The organism is Bradyrhizobium sp. 45, from assembly GCF_023073155.1.
In the GTDB taxonomy this organism is placed as follows: domain Bacteria; phylum Pseudomonadota; class Alphaproteobacteria; order Rhizobiales; family Xanthobacteraceae; genus Bradyrhizobium; species Bradyrhizobium canariense_D.
The window spans coordinates 1-16394 of sequence record NZ_JADPIX010000155.1 but is presented as its reverse complement, the minus strand read 5'-3'; the positions used below and the strand labels follow the sequence as shown (position 1 = coordinate 16394).

The window sequence follows — 16394 nt, the reverse complement described above, 5'->3', positions numbered from 1 at the left end:
CTAGGCCGCTTTCTGTTCCAGGCTGCTTTGCCATTCGCCTTTGCAGGCGAGGCCATTCATGCGCGCGCGGTGACTGAATGCGCTTTGTCCGGCCGCGACGTTCTCGGCCTTGCCTGACCAGGCCTTCTGCGGCGCGGCCTGGAGTGCGCGACCATAGGAGAAGGTCAGGCCCCAGGGCAGCGGGCCGAGCTTGTGCATGGCGTTGAGATGCGCCGTTGCCTCTTCATCCGATTGGCCGCCGGAGAGGAAGGCGATGCCGGGCACCGCCGCGGGCACGCACGCCTTGAGCAGCCGTATCGTCTTCTCCGCGACCTCCTCGACGCAAGCCTGCTTCGCGCACTTCTTGCCGGAGATGGCCATGTTCGGCTTCAGCACCATGCCCTCGAGCGCGACGCGCTGCACGCGCAATTCCTGAAACGTCTTGTTGAGCACACGGCTCGTCACCTCATAGCAGCGATCGATGTCGTGATCGCCGTCCATCAACACTTCGGGTTCGACGATCGGCACGATCTGCGCGGCCTGGCACAGCGCTGCGTAGCGCGCCAGCGCGTGGGCGTTGACGCTGATCGCAGTCATGGAAGGGATGCCACTGCCGATGTCGATCACCGCGCGCCATTTGGCGAAGCGTGCGCCGCGCTCGTGATATTTCTTCAGCCGTTCGGCGAGCTTGTCGAGCCCGACGGTGACGAGCTCGCCCGGACACATCGGCAGGGCTTGGGTGCCTTCGTCGACCTTGATCCCGGGGATGGCGCCGCTGCTCTCGATCAGCTTGACCAGGGGCGTGCCGTCCTTCGCGTTCTGCCAGATCGTCTCGTCATAGAGGATGACGCCGGAGATGTAGCGGCTCATGGCTTCGTTCGAGCGGAACAGCATCTCGCGATAGTCGCGGCGGTTCTCTTCGGTCGATTCCACGCCGATCGCGTCGAAACGCTTCTTGATGGTGCCGGAGGATTCGTCGGCGGCAAGGATGCCCTTGCCGGGCGCGACCAGGGCGGTCGCGATCCTGTTCAGCTCAGTCAGATTCATCGAGATGTCCTCCCAAAACGATTCTGCCCTTGCCGGTGAAAATAGACCGTTCTCGGGCAAATGCCGAGTTAACGTTCGTCGCAGGGTAAGGGCTGGGGCAGCGTTGGGCCGGCCGGGCGACTCTTCACCTCGCCCCGCTTCGGGGAGAGGTCGGATCGCCCTTGCGATCCGGGTGAGGGGGGTACAGGTCCCGCAGTCATCTCATCTGCCGAGAGAGCCCCTCACCCCAACCCTCTCCCCGCGAAGGGCGGGGAGAGGGGAAGGATAGAGCAGCTTACGCCACCTTCGGGGCGAGCTCGCCCTTGGCGTAGCGCTTGGCCATCTCGGCCGTGGTCAGCACCTTCTTGATCTTGGAGGCTTGGCCCGCGGTATTGAATTCCTGGAGCCGCTGCTTGCACAGCCTGGTCATCGCTTCCATCGCGGGCTTCAGGTACTTGCGCGGATCGAACTCTTCGGGATTGTCCTTGAGCACTTTCCGGATCTGGCCGGTCATCGCCATGCGGTTGTCGGTGTCGATGTTGATCTTGCGCACGCCGTTCTTGATGCCGCGCTGGATCTCGGCAACAGGCACGCCCCAGGTCGGCTTCATCTTGCCGCCATAGGCGTTGATGATGTCCTGGAGGTCCTGCGGCACCGAGGAGGAGCCGTGCATGACGAGATGCATGTTCGGCAGCTTGCGGTGGATCTCCTCGATCACGTTCATGGCGAGGATGTCGCCGTCGGGTTTGCGGGTGAATTTGTAGGCACCGTGAGACGTCCCCATCGCGATCGCGAGCGCGTCGACCTGGGTCTCCTGGACGAACTTCACGGCTTCATCCGGATTGGTCAGGAGTTGGTCGTGGCTGAGCTTGCCCTCGGCGCCGTGGCCGTCTTCCTTGTCGCCCATGCCGGTCTCGAGCGAGCCGAGCACGCCAAGCTCGCCCTCGACCGAGATGCCGCCGAGATGGGCCATGTCGGTTACGGTCTTGGTGACGCCGACATTGTAGCCCCAGTCACCGGGGGTCTTGCCGTCGGCCTTGAGCGAGCCGTCCATCATCACCGAGGTGAAGCCGGCCTGGATCGCGGTCATGCAGGTGGCCGGCTCGTTGCCGTGGTCGAGATGCACGCAGACCGGGATGTGCGGGTAGATCTCGGTCACCGCGTCCATCATGTGCTTGAGCATGACGTCGTTGGCGTAGGAGCGCGCACCGCGCGAGGCCTGGATGATGACGGGCGCGTCGACCTGGTTGGCCGCGTCCATGATCGCCAGCGCCTGCTCCATGTTGTTGATGTTGAAGGCCGGGACGCCGTAATCGTTCTCCGCCGCATGGTCGAGCAATTGACGCAACGTGATCCGAGCCATCTGTGTTTTTCTCCCGTTTGGGCCTGCAAGGCCACTGCTTGAAGGCGGCTGACGACTTGCCGACCGATTACTTGGTGCGCAGAACTTCGACGCCGGGCAGGGGCTTGCCTTCCATCCATTCAAGAAATGCGCCACCGGCGGTCGAGACATAGGTGAACTGACCGGCCACATGGGCCTGGTTGAGAGCCGCGACGGTGTCGCCGCCGCCCGCGATCGAGATCAGCTTCTTGGCCCTGGTGCGCTCGGCGGCATGCTTGGCGGCGGACATCGTGCCGCGGTCGAACGGCTGCATCTCGAAGGCACCGAGCGGTCCGTTCCAGACCAGCGTCGCCGCATCGTCGATCGCGGCATGGACACGTGCGATCGACTGCGGACCGACGTCGAGGATCATGCCGTCGGCCGGGATCGCGTCGAGGCCATAGGCGTGCGACGGCGCGTTGGCCGCGAAATGATAGGCGACGGTAGCGTCGACCGGCAGGATGATGGCGCAGTTGGCGGCTTCGGCCTTTTCCATGATGCGCAACGCGGTCGCGGCGAGATCCTTCTCGGCCAGCGACTTGCCGATGCCGACGCCCTGGGCGTGCAGGAAGGTGTTGGCCATGCCGCCGCCGATCACGAGCGCGTCGACCTTAGTCACGAGGTTTTCGAGCAGGTCGATCTTGGTCGAGACCTTGGCGCCGCCGATGATAGCGATGACAGGCTTGGTCGGTGAGCCCAGCGCCTTCTCCAGCGCGACCAATTCGGCCTGCATGGTGCGGCCGGCATAGGCGGGCAGCTTGTGGCCGAGGCCTTCGGTCGAGGCGTGGGCGCGGTGCGCGGCCGAGAACGCGTCATTGACCCAGATGTCGCCGAGTTTTGCGAGCTCCGCGACAAAGGCCGGATCGTTCTTCTCTTCCTCTTTGTGGAAGCGGGTGTTTTCGAGACAGAGGATGTCACCGTCCTTCAAGCCGGCAACGGCCTTGACCGCGGGCTCGCCGATGCAGTCGTCGGCGAAGGCGACGGGCTTCTTCACCACCTTCGACAGCGCCTCGGCCACGGGCTTGAGCGAGTCCTTGGCATCGCGCCCTTTCGGCCGGCCGAAATGCGCGAGCAGGATGACCTTGCCACCCTTGTCCGAGATTTCGGTGATGGTCGGCGCGACGCGCTCGAGCCGGGTTGCGTCGCTGACGCGGCCGTTCTCCATGGGCACGTTGAGGTCAACGCGCAGCAGCACGCGCTTGCCCTTCACATCGACGTCGTCGAGGGTGCGGAATGATTTCGTCATCGGAGGCCCTTGTCCCGGGCGCACCGCGGCGCGTAGTGCCGCCGTGCAGAACCGGGACCCAAATTGCGGCGAGTCCCGCGGTTAGTTAAACGGGCCCCGGCTCTGCGACGCAGCGCTTCACGCTACGTCGCGTCCGGGACACGAGAGCGGAGTTAGATCACCTTCGACATCGCGACGGCGGTATCCGCCATACGATTCGAGAAGCCCCACTCGTTGTCGTACCAGGACATCACGCGCACCAGCGTGCCGTTCTGCACCTTGGTCTGGTCCATGTGGAATGTCGAGGAGTGCGGGTCGTGGTTGAAGTCGATCGAGACGTTCGGCGCGGTGGTGTAGCCGAGAATGCCCTTGAGCTGCTGCTCGGAGGCACGCTTCATCGCCTCGTTGATTTCCTTCGGATCGGTGGCGCGCTTGGCCACGATCTTGAGATCGACGACCGAGACGTTCGGGGTCGGCACGCGGATCGCGACGCCGTCGAGCTTGCCCTTCAGTTCCGGCAGCACGAGGCCGATCGCCTTGGCGGCGCCGGTCGAGGTCGGGATCATCGACATCGCAGCCGCGCGGCCGCGATAGAGATCCTTGTGCATGGTGTCGAGAGTCGGCTGGTCGCCGGTATAGGCGTGGATCGTGGTCATGAAGCCGGTCTCGATGCCGACGAGGTCGTTCAGCACCTTGGCGATCGGCGCAAGACAGTTGGTGGTGCAGGAGCCGTTGGAGACGACCAGATGTTCCCGGGTCAGCGTGTCGTGGTTGACGCCGTAGACGATGGTGGCGTCGGCGCCGTCGGCGGGCGCAGAAACGAGAACGCGCTTGGCGCCGGCAGTCAGATGCGCGGAGGCCTTGTCCTTCGAGGTGAAGATGCCGGTGCATTCCATCGCGATGTCGATGCCGAGATCTTTCCAGGGCAGCTTCGAGGGATCGCGCTCGGCGGTCACCTTGATCTTGTTGCCACCGAGGCTGATCGTGTCGCCATCGACGGTCACGGTGCCGGGGAAACGGCCATGGACGCTGTCGAAGCGAAGCAGATGGGCGTTGGTCTCGACCGGGCCGAGGTCGTTGATGCCGACGACCTCGATGTCCTTGCGGCCGGACTCAGCGATGGCCCGCAGAATGTTGCGGCCGATGCGGCCAAAACCGTTGATTCCGACGCGGACTGCCATGTTTCGTCTCCTTCAATGACCGTTGTCATCCCGCACAACGCGCTAGCGCGCCTGCGAGGGTTTTTTTAGGGCGGACGCCCGGTTCGGCCGGGCGGGGCTTGATCATATGGGACGTTAGGTAGTCCTTTTTTTCGGTAATCTCAACTCTCAGGAAACGCGTTTCAGAACGGCGTTAACCGCGGCCTCGGCGGTAATGCCAAAGTGCTGGAATACCTTGTTGAGAGGGGCGCTGGCGCCGAAGGAGTGCATGCCGATAAACTCGCCATCCTGGCCGATCACGGCGTCCCAGCCCCAGCGCACGGCGGCCTCGATTGCGACCTTGATGGGGGCATTGCCGATGATCTCGTCGCGGCGCTCCTTTGGTTGCGCTAGCAGGAGCTCGAGCGAGGGAACCGAAACCACCCGGGTCGGAATGCCGCGCTCGGCGAGCTGCTTCTGGGCGGCCACGGCCATCTCCACTTCGGAGCCCGAGGCGAACAGCGTCGCCTTGGCTTCGCCCTGGGCGGCCACCAGCTCGTAGGCACCGAACCGGCAGGGGCTCTCGTTCGGTGCGGTGGTGCGCAGTTGCGGCAGGTTCTGACGGGTCAGCGCCAAGACTGTCGGGCCGTCGATGCGGTTGAGCGCGAGCTCCCAGCACTCGGCAACCTCGATGGAATCGCACGGACGGAACACGCGCATGTTGGGAATGGCGCGAAGTGCTGAGAGATGCTCGACCGGCTGGTGGGTCGGGCCGTCTTCGCCGAGGCCGATGGAATCGTGGGTCATGACATAAACGACCCCGGTCCCCATCAATGCGGCGAGCCGCATCGCGGGCCGCGCATAATCGGTGAACACCAGGAAGGTCGCGCCGTTCGGCGCAAAACCACCGTGCAGGAAGATGCCGTTCATCGCCGCGCACATGCCGTGCTCGCGGATGCCGTAATGGATGAAGCGGCCCTTCGGCGTCTTGGCCGAGAACGCGGTTGCGGACTTCGCCTTGTTGTTGTTGGAGCCGGTGAGGTCGGCCGAGCCCGCCAGAAATTCCATCGGCATCGCGCCGGCAATCACTTCGATCACGGCTTCGGAGGATTTGCGGGTCGCCGCATTCATCGGCTTTTCCAGCAGCTCCTTCTTGTAGGCGCGCACCGCCTTCGCGAGCGCGGCCGGGCGCTCGTGGCGCAGGCGACGCTCGAACTCGGCGCGCTTGCGGCTGCCGAGTTCACCGAGCCTTGCTTCCCATTCCTGTCGTGCCGCCGCGCCGCGGCTGCCGGCCGCGCGCCAGGCCTTGAGCACGTCGTCGGGCACCGAGAACGGCTCCAGCGAAATGCCGAGATTTTCCTTGGCGGCCTTGAGCTCGTCGGCGCCGAGCGCTTCGCCGTGCACCTTGTTGGTGCCGGCCTTATGCGGGGCGCCGAAGCCGATGGTGGTGCGGCAGGCGATCAGCGTCGGCTTGTTTGATTTCTGCGCGCGCGTGATCGCGGCGGCGATTGCGGCCTGGTCGTGGCCGTCGATCTTTTCGGCGGCCCAGCCCGCCGACTTGAACCGCTTCACCTGGTCGACGGAGTCGGAAAGCGAGGTCGGACCGTCGATCGAAATGCCGTTGTCGTCATAGAGCACGATCAGCTTGTTGAGCTTCCAGTGCCCGGCCAACGCGATCGCTTCCTGCGACACGCCTTCCATCAAATCGCCGTCGGAAGCGATCACATAGGTATGGTGATCGACAATCTTCTTGCCGAACTCGGCGGCGAGCATCTTCTCGGCGAGCGCCATGCCGACGGCGGTGGAAATGCCCTGGCCGAGCGGACCGGTGGTGGTCTCGATGCCCTTGGTGTGGCCGTGCTCGGGATGTCCGGGTGTCAGCGATCCCAACTGGCGAAAGTCCTTGAGCTGGTCGATCGTCATCTCTGGGCTGCCGATCAGATACAGCAGCGAATAGATCAGCATCGAGCCGTGCCCGGCCGAGAGCACGAAGCGGTCGCGGTCCGGCCAGTCCAGCGCGGCGACGTCGAATTTCAGGAATTGCGTGAACAGCACGGTCGCCATGTCGGCGGCGCCCATCGGCAGGCCCGGATGACCCGATTTCGCCTTCTCGACGCCGTCCATGGCAAGGCCGCGGATCGCATTGGCCATACGGTTGTGATCGACCTGCGTCATGTCTGAAAATCCGTCTGAAATGAGGCGCTTGTGGCTGGATTTGGCCGCGCCGGAAGGAGCCTTTCGGCCGCTGGGGTCGCGGCTGGGATAGCATCTCGGTTCCGACAGGCCAAGGCAATCAAACGCCGGTTTGGCCGCAAAAGTTGCTTAGCAGTGCATAGGTTTCGCGGCGGCGTTGCGATTCCCTAGCTTGCCACGTAAATTTCTGCTTCTAACCGCTTGCCGAACCGAGTCTTTTGCCGGACGGCAAGCCCCAGGAAAAGCCCAAAGGAAAACTCCAAGGGCAAGGCCACAGGTTCCGCCGCTGACTGCATGAACGATCGCGTATCCAACAGCTCTGCCATGACCGAGTCCTCGGCCGTCGAGATCGAGATCGCGACCCGCAGGCTCATGGCGGCGCTCGACTCGCTCGAAAGCGCGGTGGAGCGGCGGCGCGATGCCGATCGCGACGAGAACGAGCTCGCGGCGCGGATTCAGGCGCTCGGCGCGGACCGCTCGCGGCTTGCCGACGAGCTCGACGGCGCGCTGGTGAAGGCACGCAAGCTCGAGCGCTCCAGCCGCGAGATCTCCGATCGGCTGGATTCCGCGATCGTCACGATACGTTCGGTGCTCGATACCGGAGAGGACGGATGAGCCACATCAACGTCACCATCAACGGCCGGCAATACCGCATGGCCTGCGAGGAAGGCCAGGAGGTGCGGCTGCTCAAGCTGGCTGAAAGCCTGGAGACGCGGATTCAGTCGCTGCGCGGAAAGTTCGGCGAGATCGGTGATGCCAGGCTCACCGTGATGGCGGCGCTGACCGTCTGCGACGAACTGGTCGATGCCGGCAACCGCATCCGGACCATGGAGCAGGAGCTGACCGAACTGCGGGATTTCCGCAACGCCGCCGTCGAGCGCGCCCGGTTGACCCAGACCGCGGTCGTGAACGCACTGAACTCTGCCGCCGAGCGCATCGAGAAGTCGACCCAGGTCCTGAACCGCACCGTCGGCAACGGGATCGCCATCGGCTGACCCTTCACCGGGCTGGCGATTCGTCAGCATCGTTGTTACATTGCCCAAGCGGGGCTGCGACGCGCGTCAGGAGCCATTATCCCCGGGGCCTTATCGATCCTTTAGGGAACTGTCCCTGGCCGGGCCCGTGGGCTCGGACATATGGTGCCCACCTACTTTCGTAGGGAACTCCGGGATCGAGTGCTTCAACGGCGTTCGCGGCTTCGCACTTTTGTTTTTCTTCCTTCTGGTTCGTGCCTGTCGAAATTGCGTCCCCGACACGCTCGCGGTTTGATTTCGGTGTCATGCCCCGCGCAGGCGGGGCATCCAGTACGCCGCGCTGTCGAGGTTTTTGCATTGGCGTCTCTGGAATACTGGATCACCCGCCCCAGTGCGCAAGGGCGCACAAGGCGGGTGATGACGGCGGAGCAAGGCTCAGCCTTCGGAGCAAGCGCGCATGACCAACACCAAAGCCGAACTCCGTGCCAAAGCCCTCGCGGCGCGCGATGCGCTGAGCGAAAAGAAACGCATCGCCGCCGCCGCCAAGCTCGCCAAGCGCGGGCTGCCATTCCAGCTTCTGCCTGGCAGCATCGTATCGGGCTATTCGCCGATCCGCAGCGAGATCGATCCGATGCCGCTGCTGAAGAAGCTCGCCGAGCAGGGTGCCAGGCTTGCGCTGCCTTGCGTCACTGCGCGGGGCCAGGCGCTGATCTTCCGCATCTTCCATCCGAACGATCGCCTGATGCTCGGCCCGCTCGGCATTCCCGAGCCGTCGCCTGGGGCCGCTGAAGTCATTCCCGACATCATGCTGACGCCGCTCGCTGCCTTCGATCGTCTCGGCCATCGCATCGGCTATGGCGCGGGGCACTACGACCACACCTTCGCGCATCTGCGAAAAACCAAGACCATCGTCGGCATCGGGCTCGCTTTTGCAGCGCAGGAGATCAAGGCGGTTCCGGCACTAGCCCACGACGTGGCGCTGGATTATGTGCTAACGGAATCGGACGTATTCGATTTCCGGAGTTCTGAAGTTGCGCATTCTCTTCGTGGGTGATGTCGTCGGCCGTGCCGGGCGCAATGCCATCGCCGAATATCTGCCTGGCATGGTCAAGGACTGGTCGCTCGATTTCGTCGTCGTCAACGGCGAGAATTCCGCCGGCGGCTTCGGCATCACGGAAGCGATCTATCAGGAGTTTCTCGACGCCGGCGCCGACGCGGTGACGCTCGGCAATCACTCCTGGGATCAGCGCGAAGCACTGGTGTTCATCGAGCGCGCGGAGCGCCTGGTGCGGCCGGCGAACTATCCGCGCGGGACGCCCGGCCGTGGCGCCGCGTTGGTCGAGACCAAGAACGGCAAGCACGCGCTCGTCGTCAACGCTTTGGGCCGCGTCTTCATGACCCCGTTCGACGATCCCTTCGCGGCCCTCGAGCGCGAGCTCGGCGCCTGCCCGCTCGGCATTGCCGCGGACGCCATCGTCGTCGACTTCCATTGCGAGGCGACCAGCGAGAAGCAGGGCATCGGCTTCTTCTGCGACGGCCGCGCCAGCCTCGTCGTCGGCACCCACACCCATGTGCCGACCGCCGACCACCAGATCCTGTCGGGCGGCACCGCCTACATGACCGATGCCGGCATGACCGGCGACTACGATTCCATCATCGGCATGCAGAAGGAGGAGCCGTTGCGCAGGTTCACCTCCGGGATCCCCTCAGGCCGCTTCGAGCCGGCAGCGGGCGCTGCGACGCTCAGCGGCGTTGCGGTCGAGACGGATGACGCGACGGGGCTTGCGCTCCGTATTGGGCCGGTGCGCGCCGGCGGCAGGCTGGAGCCGACGACGCCGAAATTCTGGCTGAGCTGAATTGCAGCGGCAGATCCCGCTGCACCTTCTCCCCTTGTGGGAGAAGGTGGCGCGAAGCGCCGGATGAGGGGTCGCTTCCGCGAATTCAAATGCGAGTTGGACGCGTGGAGACAACCCCTTACCCGGCTTCGCTTCGCGAAGCCACCCTCTCCTGCAAGGGGAGAGGGTGCAGCGTCAGTCGGCGCGAGAATTACTCCGCCGTCTGCTCCCGCAACTCCGCAACATCCTTCGCCGTCAGCTTCGAGCCCTTCGCGCCGAACCGCGCTGTCACGTAGTTCGCCACCGCCGCGATCTCGTCGTCGCTATAGGCCTTGCCGAACGCCGGCATCGACAGCGCGCCGTCCGGCGTGTCGCGCTTGGTGCCTGACAGCACGATTTGCGCGACGTTGGTGGCGGCGGGGTCGTTGACGGCCCAGGTGCCGGTCAGCGTCGCCATCGGCGAGACCGGGCTTTCGCCGCTCCAGCCATGGCAACTGGCGCAGGCGCTGGCGAACACCATTTTGCCGCGCGCATCCGCCGTGACGCCGTCCTTGTGCGAGGCGGGTGCGACGGGCGCGGTGATTGCGGGCAGGTCGGGCGAGGGCTGCGGCGGCACGCTGCGCAGATAAGCGACGATGCTGCTTATGTCCTCAGGCGCGAACTGGCTAAAGCTGTGGTCGACCGCTTCGCCCATCGGACCCGACGCCGAGCCGTGGCCCGGCGCATGGCCGAGCGACAGATAGGAGACCAGGTCCTCGTCACGCCAGCTGCCGAGGCCGGTGGCCTTGTCGGAGGAGATGTTGAAGGCGCGCCACCCGGCCGTGATCGCGCCTGCAAATTTCTTGCGGTTGTCCAGCGCAAAGCCGAGATTGCGCGGCGTGTGGCATTCGCCGCAATGCGCCAGCGCCTCCACGAGATAGGCGCCGCGATTCCACTGCGGGCTCTTCGACGTATCGGGCGCAAAGCGCGTGTCCGGATTGAACACGGCCGACCAGACAATCATCGCCCAGCGCTGGTTGAAAGGGAAGGACAGCGTGTTCTCCGGCGGCTTCGCGCGCACCGCAGGCAGGCTGAACAGATAGGCCTTCACCGCCAGCACGTCGTCGTCGGTCATGTAGGTGTAGGACGTGTAGGGCATCGCCGGATAGAGCCGGGCGCCGTCATGGCGCTTGCCGCGCTGGACGGCGTTGAGAAAATCCTGGTCGCTGTAATTGCCGATGCCGGTGTCCGTGTCCGGCGTAATGTTGGTGGAATAGAGCGTGCCGAACGGCAGCTTGAAGCCGAGCCCGCCGGAATAGTCCGTCTCGCCGGGCTTGGTGTGGCAAACCATGCAGTCGGCCGCCTTCGCCAGGTATTCGCCGCGTTCGACCAGGCTCGCCTTCTCCAACTTTGCCGGCACGCCGGCCGGTTTGCCGGCACGGTAATCCGCCAGCGCCACCTTGGTGCCGCCGGCGAAGTCGAGCGGGCCGGGCCCGCGGATGATCCAGACGCCGAGCGCCACGACGACAATGGCGATCACGACGATGCCAGTGAGGATACGCATCTTGCCGCTCATGCCTTTTTCCCCGCAGCCAGCAGTTTCCGATCGATCGGCAGGCGCCGCAGCGCCACGCCGGTTGCTGCGTAAATGGCGTTGCGCAGCGCCGGCGGGCCGGCGTTGACGCCGGCCTCGCCGATGCCGCCGGGCGCTTCGCCGCTCTTGACGACGACGACCTCGATCTTCGGTGTCTCATTGATGCGCATCATGCGGTAGTCGTGGAAGTTCGACTGCTGCACGCGGCCCTTCTCGATGGTGATCTCGCCATAGAGTGCGGCGGTGAGGCCGAACACCAGGCCGCCTTCGATCTGCGCCTTCACCGTGTCGGGGTTGACCGCGATGCCGGTGTCGACCACCGAGACGATACGGCGGAGCACGATCTCGCCGATATCGTCGATCTCCGCTTCCACCACGGTGGCGAGGAAGCTTGCAAACGACGGCTGGACGCAGACGCCGCGGCCGACGCGCGGTGGCAGCGGTTGGCCCCAGCCAGATTTCTCGGCGGCAAGATTGAGCACCGCGAGCATGCGCGGATTCTTCGTCAGCATCGAGCGGCGGAATTCGACCGGATCCTTGCCGGCCTTGCGCGCGAGCTCGTCCATCGCGCATTCGACCGCAAACACGTTGTTGTTCGGACCGACGCCGCGCCAGAAGCCGGTGGGCACCGCCGGCGGTTCGGCGCGGACATATTCGACATGGAAGTTGGTGAAGTCGTAGGGTGCATCCACGGCGGCATCGACCGCGTCGATGTCGATACCCTTCTGGAACGCCGGCGGCAGCCAGCGCGCCAGCACGGCGGAACCGGCGACCTTGTACTTCCAGGCCGCGACCTTGCCGTCGACCAGCGACGCCGTGACCTGGTCGCGATAGACCGGACGGTAGACGTCGTGCTGGATGTCCTCCTCACGGGTCCATATCACCTTGACGGGATAGTCGACCTGCTTTGCGATCTTCACGGCGGCCACCACCATATCCGGCTCGAGCTTGCGGCCGAAGCCGCCACCGAGCAGATGCTGGTTGACAATCACCTTGTCGACCGGGAGGCCCGCAGCCTTCGCCGCCTCCGACTGCACGCGCGTCATGATCTGCGTGCCGGTCCAGATCTCGCAGGCATCCGGCCTGACGTGAACGGTGGCGTTGATCGGCTCCATCGAGGCATGCGCAAGGAACGGCAGTTCGAAGCTTGCCTCGAACCTGTCGCCGCTGGCGAGCCCCTTGGCGATGTCGCCGACCGATTTCGCGACCACGCCGTCCTTCTCGCTGGCGGCGCGCAGATGCTGCCAGACGTCCTTCGTGCTGAGCTTCGCGTTCGGTCCCTCGTTCCACTCGATCTTGAGCGCATCGAGGCCCTTCTTTGCGGCCCACATGTGATCGCCGATCACCGCGACCGCATCCTCGAGCACCACGACCTTGCGTACGCCCGCAATTTTGACCGCCGCGCTGTCGTCGACCTTGCCGACCTTGCCGCCAAAGACCGGGCAATTGGCGATCGCGGCGATCTTCATGCCGGGCAGGATCGCGTCGATGCCGTAGACGACCTTGCCATTGACCTTGTCCGGCGTGTCGAGCCGCTTCAGCGGCTGGCCGATGATGACGAAGTCCTTGGGGTCCTTCACCCGGACGTCCTTCGGCGGCGTTTGGCCCTGTGCGGCCAGTGCCAGTTCGCCATAGCCGAGCTTGCGGCCGCTTGCGGCATGCACGACCTCGCCTTTCGATGTCGTGCAGCTTGCCGGCTCGACCTGCCATTGCGCCGCTGCGGCCTGCACCAGCATCGCCTTCGCGCTGGCGCCGGCGGCGCGCAACGGATTCCACCAGGCGCGGATCGAGGTCGAACCACCCGTGGCCTGCAGGCCGAACGCCGGATTGGCGTAGAGCTTGTCGTTGGGCGGCGCGTGCAGCACCGCAACCTTTGCCCAATCCGCGTCGAGCTCTTCGGCCAGGATCATCGCAATCGAGGTATAGACCCCCTGGCCCATCTCGACTTGCGGCATCAGGAGCACGGTGCGGCCGGTGTCTTCGACCCGGATGAAGGCGTTCGGCGCGAATTTGCCGTCGGTCGTGTCCTTCGGCTGCTCCGGCTCGTTGACGGCGGCGCGGAGCGGCAGATGGAAGGCGAGCAGGAAGCCGGTGGCGAGACCGCCGGTCAGAACCGCACGGCGGGAGACGTCAGGAAGAGTCTTGTCGGTGATCATGGCGGACCTCACGACTGACGGCCGGAGGCGGCTTGCTTGATGGCCTCGCGGATGCGCACATAGGTGCCGCAGCGGCAGATGTTGCCGGCCATCGCGGCGTCGATGTCGGAATCGTCAGGGCTGGGCGTTGCCGCCAGCAGTGCCGCGGCCGACATGATCTGGCCGGACTGGCAGTAGCCGCACTGGATCACTTCGGCATCGAGCCAGGCCTTCTGCACCTTTGCGCCCGCTGGCGTGCTGCCGACATGCTCGATCGTGGTGATGGCGCGGTTCGCGACCGCGCTGACCGGCAAGACGCAGGAGCGGACTGCCTTGCCGTCGACGTGCACGGTGCAGGCGCCACACTGCGCAATCCCGCAGCCGAACTTGGTGCCGGTCATCCCAAGGACGTCGCGCAGCACCCACAGCAGCGGCATGTCAGGTGGCGCGTCGAACGATTTCGTTTCGCCGTTGATGGTGAGAACAGTTGCCATATGCATCCCCTTGCTCGCTCGATCGCTTGCGGCGATCTAGTCAGCGAATTTGCGCGCACAATAATCATATCGATGCGAAACGATGAAGCGTCGACATGTCCGGCAATGCATTTTTGCGCAGTGAGCGCGTTAGGCCATGACGTTCACGAATTTGTGCGGCGATCACTGCAGTAATTTTGGGCTAATTGATATGATAATCGTCATTTTCTGACGCATTTTGCTCACAAGCGTCATTGATGGCCACAGAAGATCGTGCGAATGCGCAAAATCATGCGATGACGAAACTCGTGCGATTGTGGAAGTCGATCGACGGCGCGATCAATTGCCGCGACTCATTGTTGTGCCCTCTCCCCTTGTGGGAGAGGGCAGCGAGGCCGGTAGACGCAGGCTCATTCGGGTGAGGGGTCCGTCTCCGCGTACGGGCGCCGTTTTGGATCAAGCGACAAAGGGAAGCCTGATCGCGAACGAGGCACCGCCATGCTCCCGATTGCTCGCTGATATGAACCCGTTGTGTGCTTCGATAATGGTGCGCGCAATGGACAAGCCCATGCCCATGCCTTCCGCTTTACTGCTGTAAAACGGCTCGAAAACCTGTTTCAATTTGTCTTCTGGAATGCCGGGTCCGCGATCTGACACGGATAGCTCGGCGAATTGCTCGACGCGCGCGGTCCGGATGCTGATAGTGCGGCTTTCGTGAGACGTGTCCTTCATAGCCTCGACCCCGTTCAGCACAAGGTTCAAAATGACTTGTTGAAGCTGAATGCGATCGCCGAGGATCGGTAGCGCATCTGGCGTGATCACGTTGACCATTTCGAATTTTCGGCTGACGGTTAGCGCCGAAAGAAATCTGACCGTCTCTTGCACAACCTCATTGAGGTCCAGTTGCTTCAATTCGAACGGCGCCTTCTTTAGGAGGCTGCGCATCCTGCGAATGACCTCGGTGGCACGCCGGTCATCCTGTAAAATATCGTTCACAATTTCCCTGAGTTCAACGACATCGGAAAGTGCAGCGATATCGGGACGCTGCGATTGCAGGATCGCGGCTGCGGTTTCGGCGTTCGTCAGAATAGACCCAAGCGGCTGGTTGATCTCGTGAGCAATCGAGGCGGTCAGTTCGCCAGCGGTCGCGAAGCGATTAACGTGGGCCAGTTCAGTCATGCGCTGTCGCGACTGTACTTCGGCGAATTGACGACGGCGATGCTCACGTAGCAGGATAGCAATAAGCCCGGCTTGTATGAGAAAAACCGCGACGACGGATGCGATCAGCCATAAATACCGTTCCCACACCGATGGCTCGCGGAAGTAGACCGTGCTGCCGGGCGGCAGGTGGCTGTCGCTGATCCCGAACCGCTGCATTTGCCGCCAATCGAACCTTGGCAGCTCGAATTGGCTGGGTGCGACCTTTACGTCGCCAGCTTTTTCACCGTTTAGAATACGGATTGCCGCCGCGGCTGCGATAGTCATGCCCTTCTCGATCGAATGCATAGAGCCGCCGACAATCGAGCCATCAAAAAATCCGTCAAGATAGGAAAAGATGGGAGCATCGGCGGCAGCCGAGAGCCTGTGCAAGGCGGCAGTGCCCTCATGTGTAACACCCGCCGCATCAACGCTCATCAGATGCCAGAAGATGGCGCTGTGAGGTGGAAGATGTGCCGCGTCTTTCAGGATATCTTCAAATGACAGCTTGTTATACCATCGTAGTTCAACCCGCCCGCTGAACGGTGCGAGTTCTCGCTCCAATACCCCTTGCCAAAATGTTTCATTGGGCGAAGCCCCATTCACGACGGCGATCACTTTCGTGTCGGGCAACACCTTCAGAATAGTTTCGATGGCGGCAGGAAAATTATGAGCCGCAGCGGCCACGGTGTCATACTCGGTCAGCTTGTCGTATTGGACCCGTCGCGCCTCGACGGAAGTAAACATCATTGGTGTCTTGGGGAAAAGCTGAGCGCGATACCGCTGCACAAACTCGGCAGCTGGCGCACCGAGGGCGACAATGAGGTCGGGAGGTTTGGCCCCGTACAATGCTTGGAGGTAACCGATAAAGGGTGCGAGCGCCTTGTCGTCGTCCACAAGGGCGCTTAGCAGCGAGTGGTCCTGAAAGTCGATTGGGACTTTCGATTGCTTGATCATTTGAGGGCGAAGAAACTCAGCGAAATCGGTCCACGGTTTGAAGCGGAGGCCGAATGATTGCAGCATCAAAACGCGCTTGGGCTCAGGATCAGCCGCCCGACCCGGCCCCAGTGTTGCCAGCAACAATGCGACGACCAGCGGGGCGGCGAAGGTCCGCCTGCAAAAGGATCGCCAGGATAGTGAGAACAGGCAAAACCGCATTGCCATCCTAGCATTACAGTTGCTTTTTTGATTTGAAGTGGGCGCGTTGAGCGGCAGCCTGGTGAGCTCTGCGCCAGAAGGACCATGCGATGATGTGTGCGGGTTG

Annotated in this window: 14 protein-coding genes and 1 other RNA gene; 5 read left to right on the top strand and 10 right to left on the bottom strand. The window is 63.6% G+C overall.

Going from position 1 to position 16394, the window contains the following annotated elements:
• The 6 genes from IVB42_RS40400 to IVB42_RS40375 all read right to left on the bottom strand — a co-directional run bounded on the left by IVB42_RS40400 (position 1) and on the right by IVB42_RS40375 (position 7269).
• Positions 1-1026, bottom strand: a complete 1026-nt coding sequence (locus IVB42_RS40400; RefSeq protein WP_018454606.1) for a class I fructose-bisphosphate aldolase — start codon at positions 1024-1026, stop codon at positions 1-3.
• 274 nt (positions 1027-1300) lie between these two features.
• Positions 1301-2368 (bottom strand): class II fructose-bisphosphate aldolase, encoded by a 1068-nt coding sequence (gene fba / locus IVB42_RS40395; RefSeq protein WP_018454605.1) that lies wholly within the window; start codon positions 2366-2368, stop codon positions 1301-1303.
• A 67-nt stretch (positions 2369-2435) separates the two neighbouring features.
• Positions 2436-3632 carry a phosphoglycerate kinase gene (locus IVB42_RS40390; protein WP_018454604.1) on the bottom strand — a complete coding sequence of 399 codons (1197 nt, stop codon included), beginning with the start codon at positions 3630-3632 and terminating at the stop codon, positions 2436-2438.
• A gap of 152 nt (positions 3633-3784) precedes the next feature.
• Positions 3785-4792, bottom strand: coding sequence for a type I glyceraldehyde-3-phosphate dehydrogenase (gene gap / locus IVB42_RS40385; protein ID WP_018454603.1), 1008 nt, complete (start codon positions 4790-4792; stop codon positions 3785-3787).
• 147 nt (positions 4793-4939) lie between these two features.
• Complete coding sequence (gene tkt / locus IVB42_RS40380) at positions 4940-6925, bottom strand: transketolase (protein ID WP_018454602.1); 1986 nt, start codon at positions 6923-6925, stop codon at positions 4940-4942.
• Between the two features lie 185 nt (positions 6926-7110).
• Complete coding sequence (locus IVB42_RS40375) at positions 7111-7269, bottom strand: hypothetical protein (protein ID WP_018454601.1); 159 nt, start codon at positions 7267-7269, stop codon at positions 7111-7113.
• Between IVB42_RS40375 and IVB42_RS40370 the strand changes: the two genes are divergently transcribed.
• From IVB42_RS40370 to IVB42_RS40350, 5 genes are all read left to right on the top strand, one after another.
• Positions 7268-7558 (top strand): DUF4164 domain-containing protein, encoded by a 291-nt coding sequence (locus IVB42_RS40370; protein ID WP_007599949.1) that lies wholly within the window; start codon positions 7268-7270, stop codon positions 7556-7558. The two genes, IVB42_RS40375 and IVB42_RS40370, sit on opposite strands and share 2 nt — an antisense overlap.
• Positions 7555-7938, top strand: a complete 384-nt coding sequence (locus IVB42_RS40365; protein WP_007599950.1) for a cell division protein ZapA — start codon at positions 7555-7557, stop codon at positions 7936-7938. The genes IVB42_RS40370 and IVB42_RS40365 overlap by 4 nt, the downstream gene beginning before the upstream one ends.
• Positions 7939-7986: 48 nt before the next feature.
• Positions 7987-8146: non-coding RNA, 6S RNA (gene ssrS / locus IVB42_RS40360), on the top strand.
• A gap of 228 nt (positions 8147-8374) precedes the next feature.
• On the top strand, positions 8375-8971 hold the full coding sequence (locus IVB42_RS40355) for a 5-formyltetrahydrofolate cyclo-ligase (RefSeq protein WP_018454600.1): 597 nt from the start codon (positions 8375-8377) through the stop codon (positions 8969-8971).
• Complete coding sequence (locus tag IVB42_RS40350; RefSeq protein WP_018454599.1) at positions 8949-9773, top strand: TIGR00282 family metallophosphoesterase; 825 nt, start codon at positions 8949-8951, stop codon at positions 9771-9773. The genes IVB42_RS40355 and IVB42_RS40350 overlap by 23 nt, the downstream gene beginning before the upstream one ends.
• A 190-nt stretch (positions 9774-9963) precedes the next feature.
• Here IVB42_RS40350 and IVB42_RS40345 read toward each other — a convergent pair whose 3' ends face one another.
• From IVB42_RS40345 to IVB42_RS40330, 4 genes are all read right to left on the bottom strand, one after another.
• On the bottom strand, positions 9964-11307 hold the full coding sequence (locus IVB42_RS40345) for a cytochrome c (protein WP_018454598.1): 1344 nt from the start codon (positions 11305-11307) through the stop codon (positions 9964-9966).
• Entirely contained in the window at positions 11304-13481 is a 2178-nt protein-coding gene (locus IVB42_RS40340) for a molybdopterin cofactor-binding domain-containing protein (protein ID WP_026232772.1), read from the bottom strand. Before IVB42_RS40340 ends, IVB42_RS40345 begins: the two co-directional genes overlap by 4 nt.
• Positions 13482-13489: 8 nt before the next feature.
• A complete protein-coding gene (locus IVB42_RS40335) occupies positions 13490-13954 on the bottom strand; it encodes a (2Fe-2S)-binding protein (protein ID WP_018454596.1) in 465 nt (154 codons plus the stop codon).
• Between the two features lie 435 nt (positions 13955-14389).
• Positions 14390-16288 carry an ATP-binding protein gene (locus IVB42_RS40330; protein ID WP_247472209.1) on the bottom strand — a complete coding sequence of 633 codons (1899 nt, stop codon included), beginning with the start codon at positions 16286-16288 and terminating at the stop codon, positions 14390-14392.
• Positions 16289-16394 lie beyond the last annotated feature (106 nt).